This window comes from uncultured Marinobacter sp. (genome assembly GCF_947488835.1).
In the GTDB taxonomy this organism is placed as follows: Bacteria; Pseudomonadota; Gammaproteobacteria; order Pseudomonadales; family Oleiphilaceae; genus Marinobacter.
Genome location: NZ_CANLBK010000001.1, coordinates 1,828,160 through 1,848,965, shown reverse-complemented (window position 1 = coordinate 1,848,965; position 20,806 = coordinate 1,828,160). Strand labels below are relative to the sequence as shown.

General features: G+C 54.3%; 18 protein-coding genes. 5 read left to right on the top strand and 13 right to left on the bottom strand.

Annotation, left to right across the window (positions count from 1 at the left end):
- Positions 1-93: 93 nt before the first annotated feature.
- Both mqo and Q0824_RS08545 read left to right on the top strand, forming a co-directional pair.
- Positions 94-1,578 (top strand): malate dehydrogenase (quinone), encoded by a 1,485-nt coding sequence (gene mqo, locus Q0824_RS08550; RefSeq protein ID WP_298449320.1) that lies wholly within the window; start codon positions 94-96, stop codon positions 1,576-1,578.
- A 129-nt stretch (positions 1,579-1,707) separates the two neighbouring features.
- The gene (locus Q0824_RS08545; RefSeq protein WP_298449585.1) at positions 1,708-3,696 is read left to right on the top strand and encodes a hypothetical protein; all 1,989 of its coding nucleotides are present in this window, start codon (positions 1,708-1,710) and stop codon (positions 3,694-3,696) included.
- Positions 3,697-3,709: 13 nt separating this feature from the next.
- On the opposite strand, the gene Q0824_RS08540 is transcribed toward Q0824_RS08545, so the two are convergent.
- The 7 genes from Q0824_RS08540 to Q0824_RS08510 form a co-directional block, all read right to left on the bottom strand.
- Positions 3,710-4,597, bottom strand: coding sequence for a chemotaxis protein (locus Q0824_RS08540; RefSeq protein ID WP_298449318.1), 888 nt, complete (start codon positions 4,595-4,597; stop codon positions 3,710-3,712).
- A gap of 145 nt (positions 4,598-4,742) precedes the next feature.
- Positions 4,743-5,120, bottom strand: coding sequence for a RidA family protein (locus tag Q0824_RS08535; RefSeq protein WP_298449316.1), 378 nt, complete (start codon positions 5,118-5,120; stop codon positions 4,743-4,745).
- 10 nt (positions 5,121-5,130) lie between these two features.
- Positions 5,131-5,898, bottom strand: a complete 768-nt coding sequence (locus tag Q0824_RS08530; protein ID WP_298449314.1) for a DUF3726 domain-containing protein — start codon at positions 5,896-5,898, stop codon at positions 5,131-5,133.
- Positions 5,895-7,649: a hypothetical protein gene (locus Q0824_RS08525; RefSeq protein WP_298449312.1), complete on the bottom strand. Its 1,755-nt coding sequence runs from the start codon at positions 7,647-7,649 to the stop codon at positions 5,895-5,897. The genes Q0824_RS08530 and Q0824_RS08525 overlap by 4 nt, the downstream gene beginning before the upstream one ends.
- A gap of 51 nt (positions 7,650-7,700) precedes the next feature.
- A complete protein-coding gene (locus tag Q0824_RS08520) occupies positions 7,701-9,257 on the bottom strand; it encodes a BCCT family transporter (protein WP_298449310.1) in 1,557 nt (518 codons plus the stop codon).
- A 76-nt stretch (positions 9,258-9,333) separates the two neighbouring features.
- Positions 9,334-10,311, bottom strand: coding sequence for a dipeptidase (locus tag Q0824_RS08515; protein WP_298449308.1), 978 nt, complete (start codon positions 10,309-10,311; stop codon positions 9,334-9,336).
- A gap of 16 nt (positions 10,312-10,327) precedes the next feature.
- On the bottom strand, positions 10,328-11,767 hold the full coding sequence (locus tag Q0824_RS08510) for an aldehyde dehydrogenase family protein (RefSeq protein WP_298449306.1): 1,440 nt from the start codon (positions 11,765-11,767) through the stop codon (positions 10,328-10,330).
- A 104-nt stretch (positions 11,768-11,871) separates the two neighbouring features.
- Here Q0824_RS08510 and Q0824_RS08505 point away from each other — a divergent pair, with 104 nt between their 5' ends.
- Positions 11,872-12,756, top strand: a complete 885-nt coding sequence (locus Q0824_RS08505) for a LysR family transcriptional regulator (protein WP_298449583.1) — start codon at positions 11,872-11,874, stop codon at positions 12,754-12,756.
- Positions 12,757-12,815: 59 nt separating this feature from the next.
- Here Q0824_RS08505 and Q0824_RS08500 read toward each other — a convergent pair whose 3' ends face one another.
- From Q0824_RS08500 to Q0824_RS08485, 4 genes are all read right to left on the bottom strand, one after another.
- On the bottom strand, positions 12,816-14,375 hold the full coding sequence (locus tag Q0824_RS08500; protein ID WP_298449305.1) for a BCCT family transporter: 1,560 nt from the start codon (positions 14,373-14,375) through the stop codon (positions 12,816-12,818).
- A 100-nt stretch (positions 14,376-14,475) separates the two neighbouring features.
- Entirely contained in the window at positions 14,476-14,934 is a 459-nt protein-coding gene (locus Q0824_RS08495; RefSeq protein ID WP_298449303.1) for an AtaL-like protein, read from the bottom strand.
- A gap of 75 nt (positions 14,935-15,009) precedes the next feature.
- On the bottom strand, positions 15,010-16,065 hold the full coding sequence (locus Q0824_RS08490; protein ID WP_298449301.1) for a hypothetical protein: 1,056 nt from the start codon (positions 16,063-16,065) through the stop codon (positions 15,010-15,012).
- Positions 16,066-16,085: 20 nt separating this feature from the next.
- Positions 16,086-16,883, bottom strand: coding sequence for an SDR family oxidoreductase (locus tag Q0824_RS08485; RefSeq protein ID WP_298449299.1), 798 nt, complete (start codon positions 16,881-16,883; stop codon positions 16,086-16,088).
- Positions 16,884-17,024: 141 nt separating this feature from the next.
- Between Q0824_RS08485 and Q0824_RS08480 the strand changes: the two genes are divergently transcribed.
- Entirely contained in the window at positions 17,025-18,077 is a 1,053-nt protein-coding gene (locus tag Q0824_RS08480; protein WP_298449297.1) for an AraC family transcriptional regulator, read from the top strand.
- On the opposite strand, the gene Q0824_RS08475 is transcribed toward Q0824_RS08480, so the two are convergent.
- Together Q0824_RS08475 and Q0824_RS08470 are read right to left on the bottom strand one after the other, a co-directional pair.
- Positions 18,027-19,361, bottom strand: coding sequence for a sensor histidine kinase (locus Q0824_RS08475; protein WP_298449295.1), 1,335 nt, complete (start codon positions 19,359-19,361; stop codon positions 18,027-18,029). The two genes, Q0824_RS08480 and Q0824_RS08475, sit on opposite strands and share 51 nt — an antisense overlap.
- A complete protein-coding gene (locus Q0824_RS08470) occupies positions 19,348-20,013 on the bottom strand; it encodes a response regulator transcription factor (RefSeq protein ID WP_298449293.1) in 666 nt (221 codons plus the stop codon). The genes Q0824_RS08475 and Q0824_RS08470 overlap by 14 nt, the downstream gene beginning before the upstream one ends.
- Positions 20,014-20,218: 205 nt before the next feature.
- Between Q0824_RS08470 and Q0824_RS08465 the strand changes: the two genes are divergently transcribed.
- Positions 20,219-20,752: a cupredoxin domain-containing protein gene (locus Q0824_RS08465; RefSeq protein ID WP_298449291.1), complete on the top strand. Its 534-nt coding sequence runs from the start codon at positions 20,219-20,221 to the stop codon at positions 20,750-20,752.
- The last annotated feature ends 54 nt before the right edge of the window (positions 20,753-20,806 follow it).

The following is a 20,806-nucleotide window of genomic DNA, read 5'->3' as shown; positions in this document are numbered from 1 at the left end:
CGCCATATACCTCGCGACTTGCCTGCGCCTGTTAGATCCCTTCTTTGATCTTGAAGGGGTGAAAAGCTCAATACTAGCTAGGATGAAAAGCCAATGGCCGCTAAACAGGCAGACGTAGTGCTGGTCGGGGGTGGCGTCATGAGCGCCACCCTCGGCGTAATGCTCAGGCAGCTGGATCCGTCCCTGAAAATTATCATGCTGGAGCGTTTAGACCACGTTGCCCATGAAAGCACAGACGGATGGAACAACGCAGGAACCGGGCACGCAGGATACTGCGAGCTGAACTACACGCCCGAGACCGAAGATGGCGATGTAACGATCGAACGTGCGCTTCAGATCAACGCGCAATACGAGGTTTCCCTTCAGCTTTGGTCGCATCTCGTAGAGCAGGGCCTGTTGCCCGAGCCCTCAAAGTTCATAAACCGCACGCCGCACCAGAGTTTCGTTTGGGGCGAAAAAGATGTCGCTTTCCTTAAGCGCCGTTATGAGCTTCTGAGCGGTCACCACCTGTTCCGCGAAATGGAATACACAGAGTCCCCGCGCGAGCTGGAAAACTGGATGCCCCTGGTTGTTGAAGGCAGAGACCCAATGCAGCGGGTTGCGGCAACACGTATTCGCCACGGCTCAGATGTGGATTTTGGCTCGCTTACCCGCAGCATGGTTGAGTACCTGCAAAGCCAGCCTAACTTCGAGCTGATGCTTGGTTGTCCGGTGCATTACATAGACCAGCGCGACAATGGCCGTTGGAAAGTTCGAGTCAAAAACCAGCACACCGGTGAGCTGACCAAACTGGAAACCGGGTTTGTATTCCTGGGAGCTGGCGGTGGCGCACTGCCTCTGCTGCAGAAATCCGGAATTGCCGAAGCTCGAGGCTATGGTGGTTTCCCTGTTAGTGGCCAATGGTTGGTATGCCGTAAGCCTGATGTCGTAAAACAGCACCACGCCAAGGTATACGGTAAGGCACCTATTGGTGCGCCGCCCATGTCGGTACCGCATCTGGATACCCGTATTATCAATGGCGAACCAGCGCTGCTGTTTGGCCCGTTTGCCGGCTTTACTACCCGTTTCCTCAAACAGGGCTCGATCTTCGATCTGTTTGGCTCGGTGCGCACCAGCAACCTCAAGCCCATGTTGTCGGTGAGTAAGAGCAACATGGATCTGACCCGCTACCTGATTGGTGAGGTATTTCAGTCTCACAGCGATCGGGTAGAAGCGCTCCGTAATTTCTTCCCCGAAGCTGAGGAAGAAAACTGGGAGTTGCGCAATGCTGGACAGCGCGTGCAGATAATCAAGCAGGCGGAAGGTGGCGGCGGAAAACTGGAGTTCGGGACTGAAATCGTGGCCTCGAAAGACGGTACTTTGGCGGCGCTTCTTGGGGCATCCCCGGGCGCGTCTACAGCCGCAAACGCCATGATCAGCGTTATCGAGCGTTGCTTCCCGAAGAGCATTCAGACGCCTGAATGGCAGGAGCGTATGAAGGTGATGGTACCTTCATACGGTCAGTCGTTGGTGAATGATGGGGCGTTGCTGGCGAAGGTGCGAGAAAGAACACTCTCTACCTTGAAGCTGAACGGATAATCGCTGAAACATCCGGACGATCGGGATATCTATGTATAATCGGGCGATGCACTAATATCTAAGAGGTTGGGTGCAAGCCTCGAGGAACATCGTTTGAACGATCACCCATCGAACCATGCAGACCCTGCAATGGATCTGCATGATTTGGCGCACAAGCTGGATGACGCTGTCCGTGCCATGGACAAAAGCGAGGGTTCAGCCAAATTCGGCGAGCTCCCGCTTGTATTCGATCTTGTACGCCAAATACTCGTGCAGCCGGAAGGCTGCGCATTCGTTGAAGCGCGTGCGGAACGTCTGGAAAAAGCCGGTGTATTTACAGGCTCGGACTGGGCAGAGCCCGCCACCTTGCTCCCCTCATTAACCACCCATTCGTTACAAAGCCCGAACGCAGATACGGTGATTATCGAAGCGCTTAGTGAACTTCGTTTGCTGGCGGTAGTTCGTGGCGCGTATGAGCACCCCCTGGTGTCTGCCGAGCAGGCACATCATTATTTGACGCAAGTTCTGGCAATCAACCTTGGCCTGCTGTTCGGCATGGCCGGCGAGGCTGAGCGTGAGCAGGGCAAGCTGGCGCTTATAAGCCAGCACGTTGTGCAGCACGTAGCCGAGCATCTTGGCTACGAGCACGTTATAGACAGTCTGATTGAAGAGATTTGGCGCATTCTGCAGCAGCGCCCGATTCAGGTGGGTGAAGTGCGCAAGATGATCACCCAGATAGCCATTTGCCGAGCTGAGCCGAATGTCGATCTTGGCAGTGCGGGGCGTGGCGCGGATCGACTGATCTCCAGCTTATATGGGCCTACACGGGCGTGCAGCGAAGACCCGGGTATTGTGGTGTATCAGCAGCGGCTGGAATCCATGGATGGCCCAACCCTGCAGAACGAAGCCACCGGATTTGCCCGCTCCATGCACGATACCGGCCTGGTGTCACCTTACCATGCCTGTTTTGTGCGCTACATTCTGGAAGGACAGGATTACCTTCTCAGCGAAGCTCTGGGGCTTTCAAGTACCGGCCGCGATTGCCTGATGTGCTATCGGGAACTGGTGTGTGCCCTTATCACCGAAGGTGTTTTTCCCGAGACGGCACAGGGCCTGTATGGCCTTGCACTGATGCTGGAGCGGGGCATTCTTTATCAGCCGCCAGTGGCGCCGGCGCTCTGGCGTCAAGCCAGATTGAACCTCTGCCCACACGCTCGTGAACGCTTGCAGCTTGCTTACGGCTATCAACCCCAGGCAGGTGCCTGGCTGATCCAGGGTGTCCTTAACATGCTGGGACAGCCTTTGGGCGTGGGGCAGGGGAATAACCCCACCTGTCAGTCTGCCCGCGCGCTGTCCATGTGGGCCTACAACGACCCTGACTACCTGTTGCAGATGGTTGCCTGGGCGGCTAGAGACAACGAAGTGGTCATGCATTTTGAAGGGCAACCGGTTTCTTCAGCACAGAGTCTTGGCGGTGTTGCTTCGGAAGTCACTCTGGACCTGGACCCCGTCTCATTGGTAGTGGTGCCGCATCTTGACCGGATATACGGTGAAATGGGCCGCATGTGCATAGGGCGCGAAGGCGACCCGCACCGTTGGGTGAACCCGGAATTCCACGGCTGGTCTGCCGGGCGAGGGTTTGCCATCAATGTGGATGTGGCGACCGGTAACCTTCACGATCTTGAGGGGTTTATCCGGCACTTCTATGCCAGTTATCACCCCTACTACAACGGCAACCAGCCCCTGATACACCCGCAACCTGTAGGGATCGCAGTAACCGACAGGGCCGCGCGTTTCATCGGCTGGCACGCGATTACGATTCTGAGGGTAGCGCTGGATCCGGAAGGCGAGATGCGGGTGTATTTCTATAACCCCAATAACGACAGTGGCCAGAGCTGGGGTGATGATGTACACGTGAGCACGGAAGGCATGGGGGAACGGTTTGGTGAGGCGTCTCTGCCCTTCGAACAGTTTACCTCCCGACTATACATCTTTCACTTTGATCCGCTTGAGCGGGGCGAGCCGGCGGATGTCGGTGAAGAAGAACTGCAGCGAGTGATGGCGCGGGTCTATCGCAGTTGGGGTGAAGACCGGGTGCCTGTCAATTATCTTCAGGCTGAGCCACCTCAAACAGAATAGACCGGCCTTTTTGCTATTGCCGGGGCTGGCAACCCCGGAGCATGGCGTGTAGCAATTCGTCTGCATCAAACTTGGTTAAGGCCTCGTTAGCGCCTACCTGATTGGCGTAGCTCAGGCTCATTTCGCTGTTCAGCGATGTATGCAGAATGATGAACGGTTGTTTCAGGGTAGCCCTGTCCCGCACGTTAAACGTCAACTCGTAGCCGTCAAGACCGGGCATCTCGATGTCACTCACCAGAATGTCGATAGGACGCCCGAGCTCATTGTCGTTCAGCATGATTTGCAACGCATCGTCACCGTTGGTGGTGACTTGATAGGAGATGCCCTTGGCGTCCAGCACATCACACAGCTGCTTGCGAGCAACCCTGGAATCGTCCACCAAAAGAATGCTCAGGGCTTTAAGGGCTTCGCTTTGTACGTCGGTGAGTGCAACATCGCGGGTTTCCAGTGATTCCGGGTATACGTTCGCCAGCAGCAGCTCAACATCCAACAGCTGAATGATTTCGCCCTCCACATCCAGCAGGCCGGTTATAAATGCTCTATCGCCCAGTATGGACGGTGGCGATTTTACTTTTTTCCAGTCCGTTTCGATGATTTTCTGCACACCGCGCACCAGAAAGCCTGTTTCCTGCCGCTGAACGTCCGTGATAATGATGGTCGCCGTTTTTTGCTCGTCTGCGGTTAAAGCCGGATAGCCAATTGCAGCCGCCATATCAATTACCGGCACGGTCGCGCCTCGGAAACTGGTGGCTCCAACAACAGCAGGGTGGCTGTGAGGCATTTTGGTGAGTTGTTTGAAGGGCAGTATTTCGCGGATTTTCAATGTGCCAATCCCGAATAGCCGCGTGCCGGATAGATTGAATAACAGCAACTTCTGGGATTGTTTGGCTTTACTGGACATAACACCCGGATCCTTGAAAATAGCCCTCTCATTTAGCTACGGCGATAAAGAGGGCAGATCAAATTCGATACGGGTAACGATAGCAAGCTTACAAGCTGTTATCACCTGAAAAATCAGAGCTTTGATGGCCCTGAGCGTTCGAGGCTCAAGGTACAACCGCATAAGCGAGGATTTCTACCAGCATTTCCTCGCGTGCAAAGCCCGATACGATGATGGCTGCCCGATTTGGGTAGGGCTCCGCTACGAAATCTGCGTACACCCGGTTCACGGTGGTTAGGTGTTCCCTGTCTGTTACGTATATAACAACCTGGGTCAGGTCGGATACACGACTCCCCGCGCTTTCCAGAGTGTGCTTCAGGTTTGCCAAGGTCTGGATAATCTGAGGCTCGATACCGCCACCCACAACCTTTCCTTCTGCATCGATGGGAATCTGTGCTGTAAACAGCAGGCCATTGCCCACGGTTGCCCAAGCCAGAGGGGACTTGGAAGCAGGTAAGTCTGTTTTAACCGGATATGGGTTCATCAGTGACTCCTTAGTCGTTATCGGTTGTGCCGGCGCCTGCGCCTTGACGTGAATCGTCGGACGCTTCGACCAGCATTTTCGTTGCCAGCATTTTGAGTCGCTCCCAAAGCGCAGTGTCTACTTCGATGCCATCGACGAGTGATCGTTCATGCCAGTCCAGCATTGCCGCGCGGTTTTGCAAAATCAGATCATTTGCCGGCGCTTCGGGCTTAAGGTTTGGCAGAAGGTCTACGTGGTTCACCATCACCAGTGTTATGCCATCGTTGGGTTCGGTATCGTCTGGCGTGGCGGGCAAGCCGTACATACATATTTCCGGCTCTGCCTCGCCTGATTTGAAACTCACAAGAATTTCCGTCAGTGGCTCGTGAGAGTTGCGCCAGAATGCGGTAACGCTCATGTCACGGCGGGCAATGCGGGAGAGGTACCCCACAATCAGCATTCGGTTATGGCAGTGGCGGATTTTGGTAACCGAGAGGCCTCTGGCGCGGCATTTCGCATAGCCCAGTTCAATTGCCAGGCTGGCGTGGCCCAAAATCGTTTTGTTTTGGGCATCTACAACGCACAAATCTGCATCCTGGTAAATCAGCTTTGGGGGCTGGGATTTGTCTTCGTTAAGCAGGAAGTCCAGCCCTTTCCCCAGAGCCGCCAAGCCATTAAGGCCATGGGCTTCCATCCAGGCCACCATGTCAGCCGCATCGCTGGCATCGCCATCGTCAAAACCAATGCCTATGAATGCTTTTCGGGAGAGCCCTTGCAGCTCGTTGTATGACACTTTCATAGCTTGTCACCCCGGGTTTTCTGGCCGTTCTCTATATCTTCGAGGTCAGGTTCCAGAGGAAAGCCCCAGTCATCCAATTGGTGCAATGAGAAATTCGGATCGTTTAATTCACAAGGTAATGGTGCTCCCTGAAACAACGTAATACGCACCCAGCGGTCGGACTTTGGATCAAACCGGCTGGCACCAAAAAACGACAGCTTGGTTCTTAACAGGTGCATGGGTTTCATGTCCCTGTGCCACAGGTTTGCCCGAATCTCACCGTAAGGCGTATCTCCGATGGTCTGGATGCGGCGCACGCACTCTTTTTGCCCCGGGTTTGCCATCAGGAACTCCACCACAATGGCATTCGGGTTGCTCTCCAGGAATTCACCGAGCTTTGTAAGGCAGCGGCTGATCCTTGGGCCAATCGCGAGGGCCAGTTCCTTCTCCGCACCAGACTCCGTCCCGCGAACGCCTAACCTTGGCTCTTCTTTTTCGACGGAGCGATACCAGAACCAGAAGTTGTCATCCGGGCAGTCCTCGCGGTAACTCAGAGCCCAATCAAATTTCTCGTGGATCAAGTCGCGCAGTTTCGAGGCTTTCATGTCTGGCTTCAGGTCCATGGATTCCTGGCAGCCCAGCTCATCATCAATAGCCTCAACCAGTTCCGGATAAAGCTCTATCAGCATGGTGTTGATGAGTTCCTGAGCTTCCAGTGAACAATGTTTCTCAGCCCAACTTATAAGCTCTTCATAAAGCCCTTCGTGCGCGGGCGTGCGGTCGAGCCACTCTATGGTTTCGATGACTGACCTGGATGTTTCCCGATTGCGCAGGGTTTGCTCTTCATCTTCAGTAAGGGTCTGCTGCAAGTGCTTCAGAGCGCGAGCCATCAGAGATCGCAACGCCTTGTGGGTTTGTTCATTTGCAGGCTCTGCACGGGCAGAGGCCAGAGCACGCTCCCTACCGTAAACCCACTGCTGGATCAGTTGTGGGTGGTTGATAAGGAACGGAGCCATGCCAAGGCCTGTGGAGTTACCAATGCCTAAATAGCGCTGTAATTCTGGGTGCAAAGGTACTGCCTGACCGGGCGATTGTACTATTGCCAGATGATTCAGCTGTTCCACTGAGAACTGCCGCAGCACGTAAACGGCCAGCATCTGGGCTGCAAATGGACGATTGAAATCCGGGTTGCGTTCAAGCCGGGCGAAGTCTGCAATGCCAAACTTGCCGTTGCCATAAACTGCTGTGGTTCTGTAGAGATATCCAACGGCCGTTAGCCACGCAGGATCAGGTTGTTTTCCCTCGGAAAGAGCCGCTAAAAACTGGCTGAAATTGCGCAGGCTTTTGTTGGCCCGCGAGAGCACAAGCACCCTCGGGTGCTGGCGGCCTGCCTCCTGCAAAGGAACGTTTGCCGCCATCTGCTCCAGCAACGAGCTTTCTGCTTCACCTTCAACCAGGGCAAAGGTGACATCCCATGCTTCCGCTATCACCCGGTCGGACCGTTGTTCTGGCTCCAAATCCCTGGAAAAAATCACACACTCGTAGTAGTTACCCGGTGTTGTGATGCGGTAGATCGCCAGGCCGTGGCCCTTTGCATCCAGATCAAACACCGTATTGGTAATCTGCCAACGTTCAGCGATCATTTTTCGCATTAGCGATCTAACAAAGCTGAGCCGGCTGGCAAACATGCTGCCCAGTCGTTCCAGCTTCATTACCTCGCTTGCAGGGCGTAAGTTGTCTTGTGGTGCGGATGCTGAGGTTGCTGAAATCATGATCTCACCCTTGCCCTTACAGGCATATCTACAGGCTGGTTTTCAAAGTTGTCAGGATATGAGTTTCTGCTCTCGTGCCATGGCATAGGCAGCTTTGGGCCCAAGCCACAGCGATGGAAGCAGTACCAGCGACACCGGAATAGCGGTGATCACAATAAACTGTTGGAGCACACTGATCTGCCCGGCACCCATGTACAGCAGGATGGCTGCCATGCCTGCCATCGCCAAACCCCAGAATGCGCGAACAAAGGTATTGGGCTGGTCGTGGCCTGAGCTTACAACGGCAATCGAGTAGCTCATGGAGTCACCGGTGGTGGCGACAAAAATGGTGGTCAGCACCAGAATCGCCAGCGCCATGAATGCGCCACCGGGAAGGGATTGGGCGACCGTGAGGGTGGCCACATCAAAGCGGAAGTTGTTCAGTGCTTCAGTGAGGTCGATCACGCCGGTCATCTGGTAGTAAATGCCTGAGCCGCCCAGCAAGGTAAACCAGATGGTGGTAGCGATAGGCGCCATAACGGCAACCGCCAGAATCATGTCGCGAATGCTTCTGCCGCGAGAGATGCGTGCAACAAAGATTGCCATCAGAGGGGCGTACCCCATGAACCAGGCAAAGAAGAACACGGTCCACCACTGCATCCACCAGCCGGGTGCTGTTTCGGCCGTCATGGTGGCCATGGTCATGAAGGAGGAAACGTACTCTCCCATGCCCTGAAAGTAGGTGTTGGTGAGGAACAAGGTCGGGCCGAAAGCGAAAATGATGGCCGCCACAGCCAGCGCCAGAAATACGTTCAAACGGCTCAGGAACTGAATGCCGCGGTGAATGCCAGTCACCGCAGAGGTAACGTAGATGATGGCGAGGGCAATCAGAATGGCCATTTGTGTGACCAGGCCGTCAGTCAGGCCGAAGAGTTCACTGAGCCCGAAGCTCATTTGGGTAGCCAAAAAACCGATGGGGCCAACCGTGCCGGCAACAACGGCAATGACACAGCAGGCGTCTACAACGCTGCCCGGCCAGCCGCTCATGATGCGCTCACCGAACACTGGGTAAAGTAGCGTTCGTGGTTGCAGCGGTTTGCCCTTCACATAGTGTGCGTGAGCCAAAACAATAGCCGCCAGAGTGCCCAGAACCGCCCAGGCCAAAAATCCCCAATGCATAAACGACTGTGCCATGGCGTGAGGTACCGCTGCCGCTGTGCCAGGCTCGGAGGTGAAGGCTGGTGGTGTAACCACGAAATGGTAAATCGGCTCGCCGGCCGCAAAGAACACGCCGCCTCCGGCCAGCAAGGTACACATGATGATTGAGAGCCAGCGGAAGGTGCTCATCTCTGGTCGATCAAGGTTGCCAATCTTGGCCTTGGCTGCAGGTGTGCAGGCCAGGCCCATAGCGATAAAGAAGGTTGCCAGCAACAGCATCTGGAAGTAAGTGCCAAACACTTTGGCGGTCCACGCAAAGCCGCCGCCGATGAGATCGGCCACGCCTTTGAGATCAAACAGCGAGAACCCGACAAACAGAACGATAAAGCCCACGCTTAGCGTTAGGACAATGGGGTCGCCAAGTTGAGCTATCGAGTAGTCTCCACCGGCCTTGATGTTATTGTTTTTCATGATGCCTACCTTTTTTGTTTTTGCACCTTGTTCTATCTGTGCTGTGTGGCCATCCGTGCGTGCTGGCGTTTCAGGTTCATTGCAAAGGCTTGGTACCGATTTTCAGTTGGTTCAGCCAGTTAAGACCCATGATTTTTTCTATCTCTGATTCGTTGAATCCCTTCTGTCGCAATCCCTCGATAATGCCAGGGAAGTCGCGGTTGTCCTTGAACCAGGACAGCGGCCTGGGCCAGCCGGCGTTGCTTTTGTTGCCTTCACCAAAGTCCATTTCTTTCGACCAGCGGCCGTTGCGCATCCAGTCAAGAACCGACTGCGGCTGCCCCTGGCACAAATCCGTGCCAATGCCGATGTGGTCTATGCCCATCAAATCCGCGGTATCGGCCACCATGTTGCAGAAGCTTTCGAGGGTGCAGTCTGGCCCGTCTTTCAGGTGGAACGGGTACACGGAAAAACCAAGTAGCCCACCACTTTCCGAAATAGCCTTCAGTACCCTGTCCGATTTATTACGCTTCGCCGGGTGAAACGAAGCAGGATTGGCGTGGGAAATAATCACCGGCCGGCTGGATAGTTCAATGGCATCCAGAGTGGATCGTTCCGAACTGTGGGACATATCGATGATCATGCCCACACGGTTCATTTCCGCGATGGCCTGTCGACCAAACCGGCTCACGCCACTGTCTTCGGCTTCATAACAACCAGCCGCCAGAAGGCTCTGGTTGTTATAGGTGAGCTGCATGATCATCAGACCGAGGCGACGCATCACCTCGATCATGTCGATATCATCTTCGATGGGTGAGCAGTTCTGGGCGCCAAAAAAGATGCCGATTCGACCAGTTTCCTGTGCTGCCTGAATATCCTCGGCTTCATAGACCGGCATGATCAGGTCGCTGTGTTGTTCGAAGCGCCGGTTCCAATCACCAAACCGTGAAAGGGTCTCCCGCGTGTTTTCGTGGTACACCAGAGTAGCGTGCACGGCGGAAACACCGCCGGCATGCATCTGCTCAAAAATCTCCCGGGACCAGTTGGAGTATTGAAGTCCATCAATGGTGAGCATGGAGTTCGTCCTCTTATCAGGCCCGCACGTAGCAGGTCTTCACAACGGTGTAGAATTCACGGGCATACTGACCTTGCTCACGGGGGCCGAAACTGGAGTTTTTGCGGCCTCCAAACGGAACGTGGTAATCCGTACCTGCGGTTGGCAGATTCACCATCACACAGCCGGTTTGTGCCCGGGCTTTGAAGTCTGAAGCGATCTTCAATGAGTTGGTGATGATGCCGGCTGTCAGCCCGTATTGGGTGTCGTTCAGGGTGGTCAGCGCGGTTTCGTAATCGGGTACCTTTATAACGCATGCAATGGGGCCGAATACTTCATCCCGGTTGATTGCCATGTCATTGGTGGTGTCGGTGAACAGCGTAGGCTGCATGTAGTAGCCGTCGGTTTTGGCGTCTACTCTGGAGCCACCAAACGCGAGTGTTGCACCGTCGGCCTTGGCGCGCTCAATCCACGCCATGTTGGATTCCAGCTGACGCTTGTCTGCGATGGGGCCAATCTGTACGCCTTCTTCAAGCGCGTGTCCGACTTTAGCTTGCTCAAGCCGCGCTTTCAGCTTTGTCACAAACTCATCATGAACAGCATCGGTAACGATCAAGCGTGAGGAAGCGGTGCACTTTTGCCCGCTGCCGGAGTATGCGCCGTTGAACGCGGCCTCTACGGCAAGGTCTAAGTCAGCATCATCAAGCACGATCAGGGCGTTTTTTGATCCCATTTCTAGCTGACACTTAACCAGATTGCCCACGGTAGCTGCTGCAACCCTACGGCCAACCTCGAGAGAGCCGGTAAAGGTTATGGCTTGCACATCCGGGCTGTTGATCAGTGTTTCGCCGGTTTCGCCACCTGAACCCATCACCAGGTTAAAGGTGCCAGCAGGCAAGTCCTGCCTGCTGATGATTTCGGCTAGCGCCCAGGCGCTGGCAGGAACCAGGTTGGCGGGCTTGAATACCACGGCGTTGCCAAAGGCCAGTGCGGGGGCGATTTTCCAGACGGCGGTTGCCATCGGAAAGTTCCATGGGCTGATAATGCCTACTACGCCAAGTGGCTCGCGCCGAACGTCGATTTCTACACCGGGGCGAACCGATTCGGCACGCTCATCAATCTGGCGCAGTACCTCGGCGGCGTAGTAATGGAAAAACTGACCAGAGCGATAAACCTCGCCTTTGCCTTCTGGCAGAGGCTTGCCTTCCTCCCGGGAAAGTAGCTCGCCCAATTCGTCCTGGCGGGCAATCAGCTCGTTACCAATGGCCATCAGAATGTTATAGCGCTGTTCAAGGCCGCTTTGGCTCCACTGGGCAAAGCCGCGTTGAGCGGCACTGATGGCCTCTTTGGTTTGCTCGTTGGTAGCCTGATCATACTGGCCGATAACATCGCTGAGATCAGACGGGCTGGTGTTGGTGATACTGCTAGCCCCGGTTACCCATTGGCCATTGATATAGAGCGGATGCGAACTGGACATGACGACCTCCTTATTTACGATGCATTCATACTAGTCAAGATGTAATAATAAAAATAATCAATTATAAAGATTGCGTGATAAGGAGTTCTTATCAGATGAGTGCAATATTGCCAGAGCTGAAAATTCAGCAATTACGCTATGTGATTACGGTTGTGGAAGAGGGGAGTTTTCACGGTGCGTCCCGGCGCTTGTACCGTACCCAGCCAGCCATCTCTATGGCCGTGCGTGAGCTGGAAAACCGCCTTGGGCAAAATTTGTTTGAGCGTGGCGCACAAAACAAGTTAACGCCGTTTGGTGAGTACTGCCTGCCAAGGTTCCGCGATCTGGTAGGCCAGCATGACCGCACTTCAAAAGATGTCGTGAGCCAGGCTGGCGGGCAGCAGGGCCACATACACATTGCTACCGTGCCCTCGGTGGCCAGTCGGATTATGCCGTCGTTCCTGGCGGAGTTTATTGAGCAGTTTCCCGGCCTGAATATCAGCCTGCATGACGAAAACGCCCACTATGTGTGCCAGATGGTGGCGCATGGTGAGGTTGATTTAGGGATAACCAGTCTTTGGCAAAATACGGACGATTTGGAATACACCCATCTATTTGAAGACAAGGTTGGGGTGGTGTGTCGTAAGGACCATGCCTTTGCTGCGGAAACGTCGCTGGATTGGCGTAGCTTGCAGAGCGAAAAGCTGATTCGGAACGGAACATCCCGGCTATTGATGGGCACTGAGGCTACGGAGTTGGTGGAGAACAGTGCGTTTTACATCTCCAACATGATTTCACTGATTGCCATGCTGGAAGCGGGTGCTGGCATAACAACCCTGCCGCGATTAGCCTTCCCGGAACACAGCGCTAACCTGTGCTTTATCCCGTTAAGTGATCCGGATGTGGTTCGAAGAATTGGATTGGTGCAGGCGGCAAACCGCACGCTCAGCCCAGCGGCTCAAGCTATGCACTCTTTTGTTCTGGAGAAGTTGCAGTATGACGTGGTGTGATGGAGCAAGAACATCAGCAGCCTGAGAGCGACACTCCCGAGGCTGCTGATTAGTATTGTTTACTCAGGAATCAGCTTCTGTTCCCGCGCCATGGCATAAGCCGCTTTGGGGCCGAGCCAGAGTGAAGGCAGCAAGATCAGCGACACCGGAATGGCCGTGATCACAATGAACTGCTGAAGCACACTGATCTGCCCCGCACCCATGTACAACAGAATGCCTGCCATGCCTGCCATCGCCAGGCCCCAGAATGCGCGCACAAAGGTGTTCGGCTGGTCGTGCCCCGTGCTCACAACCGCAATGGAGTAGCTCATGGAGTCGCCGGTTGTGGCAACAAACACCGTGGTAAGTACCAGAATAGCCAGAGCCATGAAGCCGCCGCCTGGCAGAGCCTGGGCAACCGTCAGAGTTGCTACATCAAAGCGGAAGTTGTTGAGGGCTTCAGTCAGATCAATCACACCGGTCATCTGGTAGTAGATGCCTGAACCGCCCAGCAGGGTAAACCAGATGGTAGTGGCAACTGGAGCCATAACCGCTACAGCCAGAATCATTTCACGAATGGTTCTGCCGCGAGAGATGCGGGCAACAAAAATGGCCATCAGCGGTGCATAGCCAATAAACCATGCGAAGAAGAACACAGTCCACCACTGCATCCACCAGCCCGGGGCGGTATCTGCCGTCATGGTCGCCATAGCCATGAAGGAGGACATGTATTGGCCCATGCTCTGGAAGTAGGTGTTGGTGAGGAACAAAGTGGGGCCGAAGACAAAAATAATGGCTCCGATGGCCAGCGCCAAGAATACGTTCATCCGGCTCAAAAACTGAATGCCACGGTGAACGCCGGTTGCCGCTGAGGTCACGTAGATCATAGCCAAGGCAATCAGGATGGCCATTTGTGTTACCAGACCATCAGTCAGGCCAAACAGCTCGCTCAGCCCAAAGCTCATTTGGGTGGCCAGAAAGCCGATGGGGCCAACAGTACCGGCCACAATGGCAATTACGCAGCATGCGTCTACAACACTGCCCAGCCAGCCGCTCATGATGCGCTCACCGAATACCGGGTAAAGCAGTGTGCGTGGTTGCAAAGGCTTGCCCTGCACATAGTGGGCGTGCGCCAGAATGATTGCAGCCAAGGTGCCCAGAACGGCCCAAGCCAGGAAGCCCCAGTGCATAAAGGATTGAGCCAGTGCATTGGACACCGCCGCTGCAGTGCCCGGCTCTGTATTGAACGCTGGTGGGGTTACAACAAAGTGATAGATCGGCTCACCAGCAGCAAAAAATACGCCGCCACCGGCCAACAGAGTACACATAATGATAGAGAGCCAACGGAAGGTGCTCATTTCTGGTTTGGCCAAATTGCCAATTTTGGCTTTGGCAGCGGGCGTGCAAGCCAGGCCAATAGCAATAAAGAAGGTGGCCAACAGCAACATCTGGAAGTAAGTGCCAAACACTTTGGCAGTCCACGCAAAACCGTTACCAATCAGCTCGGCTACGCCTTTGAGATCAAACAAAGAGAAACCAACAAACAGCGCAATAAAGCCAACGCTGAGAGTAAGAACTACCGGGTCGCCAAGCTGAGCTATGGAATAGTCTCCGCCTGATTTGTCGTTACCCTTAATCATAAACTAAACCTTTTTTAATAATTTCCGGCGCGCGACAGTGCCATAAATAGCTTGTTATTACCAATGTATAGCGGGATATACGGCCTGCACCCTGTCTCGGTTAATGCTTGGCGAACCGGTTTCTAATGATTCGAATGGTGTCTATGTCTGCGGCAATATACGCCTGCTGTACGAACAGGTCGTAAGGGAATTCTCCTCCAATATCGTTGAGATACCGGGCGCAATACCTGAAGCGCACGAACAGTGACCGGGGCTCTGGCTCTTCGATGGTCATAGTGAGGCTCCCCCCGGGAACCGAGGCTGTGGGCACAATCTCATAATGTACGCTTTGGTCTTCATTGAAGGTGACCAGGTCATCGACCACGATGCCTGGCAACTCCAGGCTACGTTTCAGGTTTTTGTCGTCTTGCCAGTCCAGTTCGTATTCTTCAAGCCCGATCACAAAATGATGAGGAGCCTCGGCCCGCAACACCAAACCATCCCAAAGTTGTTTCCGGGTGAGATCCGGAATGGACGAATCTTTCAGATCGTTGACTTGCACTACATGCTCAAACTCCATGCGGTTTCCTCTAGTTGCTTGTGTTGAAAGCTAGTAGATGGTTGCTGTTCGCGCCACTCAGGAGTGTTCCCCGGTTCAGCCGGGGATGTGTAATTTTCCATGCTGCGCCTCACCCACATAAAATGCAGGGGAGGTTCCGGGGAAAGCCCAGAAAGGCGTCATCTCGGAGGATGGGAATACGTTGGGAAAGCGCGGATCCCGCTGGGATGGCCCAGCGATGGTTTTTTCCTGAACCATGGAAATGTATTGATCTACAGAGTTTTCCAGCGTGTTGCCGTTAATGATGACTTCAGTGCCTATGGTTTCTGCATAGGCAGCCACGCCACTGGCGGTGGAGAGGTGAGGCGCATAAGAATCCACGCTAACGCCGTTCTCGCTGGTTACCCACAGGCCTTCATCTGTGTGTACTACGATGGAGTGATTCCCTTCAGTGTGGCCAGGGGTGTGTACCAGAGCTACGCCATCACCCAGCATGATCGAGCCGTCAAACTTGATGATCTTGTCGTCGGCAATTCCGGCAATGCCGCTGGGGCAATACCAGTCCGCTTGGTACGGGTTCAGATCCTGAGCAGATTCCCATTCGCGCCAATGCACCAGTAGTTTGGCGTTGGGGAAGATCGCCTGCTCCTTATCCGTGCCCAGCCAGCGGCGCACATCCTGAGTGTGGAGGTGGTCGTAGGTAATGTAATCGATGTCTTCTGGCTTAAGGCCGAGGCTGGCGACAATATCCGGCGCCGTACTCTGCCGATCAACAATCATGTTCGTGAAAAAGCTCGGGGTGTTGTCCTGCAGGCGGCGGAAGAAAGGCGTCTCACCGTTACGCTCATAGTCTGATGGCGACACCAACATGGTTTTTACGCCTTCCTCGGTATCAAACTGCACCACAAACACACGGTTCTGTATGTGAACGTACTCTACAAAGCGTTCCCGTGAAAACGCATTCCGTAGCCCGTAGCGGGCAGGGTAAGGCACTTTGATCAGATCAAACGAGCGGAAGTAACGCGCCTTTGGTCCCGCCAACATGGTTTTACGAAAGCCCTCGGCAGCAGCGCGGGTGTCCTCAACTCTGGCCTGCTGGCCGTATGCGCTGCGTGATCCGTCAAAATCCTTAATCTGTGAGAAAAGTGTCATAGGGTTCCCTTTTTTTGTTATCAACGGAAGTTGTCGGATTCAAAGTTCTTGCGACCGCGCTCCATGGCGCGGCGGGCCATGCTCAAGAAAAAGGCGGGCACGGTATTGGACAGCCTGCCGAGAATCTCGTCTTGCCAGGGCAGGTAGTACTCCAGAGGTTGCTTACGCAGTACTGGCCCTAAAACAGCTCTGGCAACTTCATCAGCAGACAGTGCGCGGCTGCTGGCAAAAGTCATGGCTGAATTCTCGTCGCCCCGCTGCTGATCCAGCATCGCCGTTTTAACCGGACCGGGGCCGACAAGCGACACTGCAATGCCGCGGGGGCGAAGGTCGCCTGCTGCAGCGATACTGAAACCACGAACCGCAAATTTGCTGGTAGCGTAAACAGCGTTCCCCGGCAGCGGGCACAAGGAGGCCAGAGAGCCGATGTTTATGATGTGTCCCCGGTGGCCGTTGGCCAGCATGTGGGCTGCGGCTGCGTTGGTGCCAAAAATCACGCCTTTCACATTCACATCGAGAGTCAAGTCAACATCGTCGCTGGATAGCTCTCCGGTGCGACCACTACGAAGCACGCCGGCCACGTTAATCAGCACGTCTACTTTCACTTTGTCATCGGCAAGGCGCTGGAACATGGACTGCCACTGTGCGTCTTTACGAACGTCGAGGGTTTCGCAGCGCACTTTCTCATGACTCGCCCAGCGACTGGCAAGGCTCTCGGCGTCCATATCGGCTGCGATGACACTGTGGCCACCCTGAATGGCCTGTTCAACAATGCAAGCGCCTATGCCACAGGCTGCGCCCGTTACCAATAACAGCATCGAAGTTACTCCGTGACCGGAATGGTCGTAAGTGTTCGGCGGTTTTTCGAGGATAATGGTGGCAAAGTGCCTGGTCACATGCTTGACACAGACTGCCACGTTTTTAACACTTTACGCCAGTCTACTGATGTTGAGAGTGATATGACCCTTCGCCGCCGATCCATTCCGGCCAGCTTTGCCCTGGCGCTCTACGAGTACCTGGATCGTAAAGGTATCGACAGCGACCAACTACTGCAGTTGCCCAGGCCACCTCAGGACACCTTGTTAAACGCCGACATGCCCATCGACGTTTGGCGCCAGCTACTTGAGCGAGCGGCTCTTCATTTGAACGACCCGCGATTGGGGTTGCACCTGGGGCAAACCATCATCCCGCGCCATGCCGGTGTGCTGGGCTATGTGATCATGGCGTCGAAAACTCTTGGCGAGGCTATCGCCCGCTTCCATCAATACCAGCGGCTGATCTATGACGTTACGCCACTGATTGTGAGGGAAGAGGGCGGAGCGATGGAGTTGGTGTGGGATGCACAGCATGGTCGCCCGGGCCCACTGGTAGACGAAACAGCCGTGACGGCCCTCGTCAACTTTCTCCGCCGCCTGACTTCGCCTGATCTCGCGCCGCAGCGAGTGGACTTCATCAACCCCACGCCAGAGAGCAGCGCAGCCTATACGGACTATTTTGGCTGCCCCGTGCGGTTCGAACAGCCTGAAACTGTGATCCGCATTCCCGCGAGCGTCTTGGCGCACCCCCTAACAACCTCAGACCCGGCTATGTTAACCATGCTGGAGGCACAAGCCGATTCGTTACTGGCACGCCTGCCACGAGAATCCCCGTTGGTTGACGATGTGCGCCGGCGAATAAGCCGACTGCTATCTGAGCAGCATTTGGATATTGCCGCTGTTGCTGAATGTATGGGTGTCTCTACCCGCACTCTGCAACGCCAACTGGCGGCAGAAGGCACCAGCTTTCTGAAAGAGGTAGGAGCAGTGAGGCGTGAAATTGCAGAGCGCTATTTGCGAGAGACAAATCTTGGGTTAGTCGATATTGCGCTGATACTGGGCTATTCAGAGCACAGTGCCTTCACACGCAGCTTTATTCGGTGGACGGGGATGTCGCCGAATGAGTATAGGCGGCAGGGAGTGAGCCTAATTGGGGATTTCGACGGCTACTCTCAACCCCCCTTTCGACGTGGTTGAGAAGGTAACATTCCCCCCGTAACGATTAACGATTTCTCTCACGATGGCGAGCCCAAGACCGTGTCCGGGTGTCTGCTCGTCCAGACGCAACCCACGCTGACCAAGACTGGACATTTCATCTGCTTTAACTCCCTGGCCATCGTCAGACACAGACATACGAGCAACCCCATTGCTCTGCGTCAGGAAAAGCTCAACGAAAGAGGTCGACCATTTCCCGGCATTATCGAGAAGGTTGCCCATTATCTCGTTCAAGTCTTGTTCCTCAATGGGCCAGCGAGACTCGTCGGTGAGTGACGTTGATAGCTCAAATGATTTTTCTGGGTAAAGTCGGCCCAACATCCACAGGAGATCACGGGCTTGCTTTACGGGATAGGCGCTTTTACCGACCTGTGGGCCAGCAAACCGGCTACGTCGCATTTCTGCTTCCAGCTGCCGGTCTATATCACTCAGGCGCGATCCCATCTCATGCCTCAGATCATTGTCCAGAGGACGACTGGTATCTTCGAGGACCTGCCTGACCGCAGCGATGGGCGTTTTAACACTGTGAGACAGATTCGCGAGCGCTTCCCTGGAGCGCTCAAGTCGCTGATCCAGGGAGTCCAGAAGCTGGTTAAGTTGTTGTACCAGTGGCCGGAATTCTTCCGGAGCTGTTACGTTTATCCGGGAGCTATCACCGCTCTGTAGACGTTTGAGAGCAGCCTGAAGCGAGACCACGGGGCGCATCGACAGATTGATGCCAAACCAGATAATCCCCACAAGCAACAAAATCAGCAAAATCGATACGATTGCTGTCCAGGCATGCAGTTCGGCTTGGCTGTTTTGCAGCGCGCCCATATCTTCTGAAACGATGACGGTGAAAGGTATATCGTTTACCAAAAATGATTTTCGATAGGCGAGAATGTCGGAGGGCGCATTCGGAATCTCAGCACCCTTTACTCTGATGCTGTTCTGGTCATTCGATAACAGCATGGGGCTCAGCAACGGTTGCCAGGATTGTGGAGATATGACTGTTTGAGCCGGAGACTGGATAGCAAAAGCATGATGGAATACTTTCTCAAAATAATCTCCAGTCTTGAGCATGTCTGTCTGGCCATCAGCCTGGCGAATATGATGCTCCAGAAAAGCCACTTCATCCATCAGGCGGCTCTCAACAAATTCCCGGGACATTCGTTCCAGAAGCAATCCATGCACAAACCATGCGATGGCCATCAAGCCTATGCCTGCGGGTAATAGCAGGAGCAGAAGTGCCCCCTTTATGGAAACAGGCTTTCTAAACAGCGTCATTAAACAGATATCCCTGACCGCGCCGCGTTGCGATGGTTTCTGGGCCAACCAGCTTTCGCAGGCGCCGGATGTAAGCTTCGATAATATTTTCGTTGGGGCTTTCGTTTAGATTATATAGCTGCTCCATGAGCTGCTCTTTGGAGAAAATATGACCAGGCCGTCCCATCAGGCATCTCAGTAACCGGAATTCCGTACCGGTCAGGCTGTGTTCGGTGCCATCTTCGATCTGCAGGCATTGCCGATTCTCGTCGAGTTCAAACCGCCCCACTTTTACCGTTGAGTGAACCCTGCCTTCGCTTCTGCGCATGATGGCATTCAAGCGGGCAATCAGCTCTTCCGTTTGAAAGGGTTTGGCCAGGTAGTCATCCGCGCCTGCTTTGAGGCCGTTTACCTTATCTTGCCAGTCCCCCCTTGCGGTGAGGATCAGTACCGGAAAGGTGACTTTGCTTGATCGCCACTGTCTCAACACATCCAGGCCGTTTCCGTCTGGCAGCCCGAGATCCAGCACGCCTGCTTTGTAGTCTTCCTGCTCACCTAAAATCACCGCCTCTTTGGCTGTGTGGGTGATATCCACACTGAAACCGGCCTTCTCGAGTTGGCTGGTAATCCCCTCCGCAAGCAGTCGGTCATCCTCCACCAGCAGTAGTCTCATGTGTCGCTTCCTCTTTAAAGTCAAAACAGGCGGCAGCAGTGTCGCTTATCAAACTGAATTGAGCCTGAACTGCAAATAAAACCGGATTTTCAGAAAGAGTTCAGGTTCGTGCGCGATGGTATCAAGCGTTTTAGCACATCACTCACGTTGCGGGGCGAACACAGATTTCGAACGCACGTTACGCCGTACCACAGGAGAAGGTTTAATGAGTCTAGCAAAGTTCGCAGTTGCAGCAGTTGCCATGTCAATGTCCTTAACTGCACTTGGAGCGGGTACCCACGAAGGTGGGCATGGTCACAACGCCAAGAGCGGCGAACCGGGTAAAACGTCTGATGTCAGTCGCAGCATTACAGTGGAGATGTATGACAACTACTACGAGCCCGAAGCTATCGAAGTCAAACGAGGAGAAACGGTGCGTTTTGTGGTTCAGAACAAAGGGCAGTTGGTGCACGAATTCAACATTGGCACCCCCGATATGCACGAAGCCCATCAAAAAGAAATGATGATGATGGTTGAGCATGGCGCTATTCAGGGCGGCAAGCTCAATCACGACATGATGGAAATGGATATGGGGCACGGCAAGTCCATGAAGCACGACGACCCGAACAGCGTGCTTTTAGAGCCGGGAGAGAGCCAGGAAATCATCTGGACGTTTTCCGAAAAGGGCAATATCGAATTTGCCTGCAACGTTCTAGGGCACTATCAGGCAGGCATGTACGGCGAAGTGAACTTCAACTGAATCCTTTTGAACAAGTAAGAGTTTATCGCGCCCGCTCAATAGCCGGCGCGTCGG

Coding starts and splice junctions, on each gene's coding strand:
- mqo (WP_298449320.1), top strand. CDS start 94: ATGGCCGCTAAACAGGCAGACGTAGTGCTGGTCGGGGGTGGCGTCATG.
- Q0824_RS08545 (WP_298449585.1), top strand. CDS start 1,708: ATGGATCTGCATGATTTGGCGCACAAGCTGGATGACGCTGTCCGTGCC.
- Q0824_RS08540 (WP_298449318.1), bottom strand. CDS start 4,597: ATGTCCAGTAAAGCCAAACAATCCCAGAAGTTGCTGTTATTCAATCTA.
- Q0824_RS08535 (WP_298449316.1), bottom strand. CDS start 5,120: ATGAACCCATATCCGGTTAAAACAGACTTACCTGCTTCCAAGTCCCCT.
- Q0824_RS08530 (WP_298449314.1), bottom strand. CDS start 5,898: ATGAAAGTGTCATACAACGAGCTGCAAGGGCTCTCCCGAAAAGCATTC.
- Q0824_RS08525 (WP_298449312.1), bottom strand. CDS start 7,649: ATGATTTCAGCAACCTCAGCATCCGCACCACAAGACAACTTACGCCCT.
- Q0824_RS08520 (WP_298449310.1), bottom strand. CDS start 9,257: ATGAAAAACAATAACATCAAGGCCGGTGGAGACTACTCGATAGCTCAA.
- Q0824_RS08515 (WP_298449308.1), bottom strand. CDS start 10,311: ATGCTCACCATTGATGGACTTCAATACTCCAACTGGTCCCGGGAGATT.
- Q0824_RS08510 (WP_298449306.1), bottom strand. CDS start 11,767: ATGTCCAGTTCGCATCCGCTCTATATCAATGGCCAATGGGTAACCGGG.
- Q0824_RS08500 (WP_298449305.1), bottom strand. CDS start 14,375: ATGATTAAGGGTAACGACAAATCAGGCGGAGACTATTCCATAGCTCAG.
- Q0824_RS08495 (WP_298449303.1), bottom strand. CDS start 14,934: ATGGAGTTTGAGCATGTAGTGCAAGTCAACGATCTGAAAGATTCGTCC.
- Q0824_RS08490 (WP_298449301.1), bottom strand. CDS start 16,065: ATGACACTTTTCTCACAGATTAAGGATTTTGACGGATCACGCAGCGCA.
- Q0824_RS08485 (WP_298449299.1), bottom strand. CDS start 16,883: ATGCTGTTATTGGTAACGGGCGCAGCCTGTGGCATAGGCGCTTGCATT.
- Q0824_RS08480 (WP_298449297.1), top strand. CDS start 17,025: ATGACCCTTCGCCGCCGATCCATTCCGGCCAGCTTTGCCCTGGCGCTC.
- Q0824_RS08475 (WP_298449295.1), bottom strand. CDS start 19,361: ATGACGCTGTTTAGAAAGCCTGTTTCCATAAAGGGGGCACTTCTGCTC.
- Q0824_RS08470 (WP_298449293.1), bottom strand. CDS start 20,013: ATGAGACTACTGCTGGTGGAGGATGACCGACTGCTTGCGGAGGGGATT.
- Q0824_RS08465 (WP_298449291.1), top strand. CDS start 20,219: ATGAGTCTAGCAAAGTTCGCAGTTGCAGCAGTTGCCATGTCAATGTCC.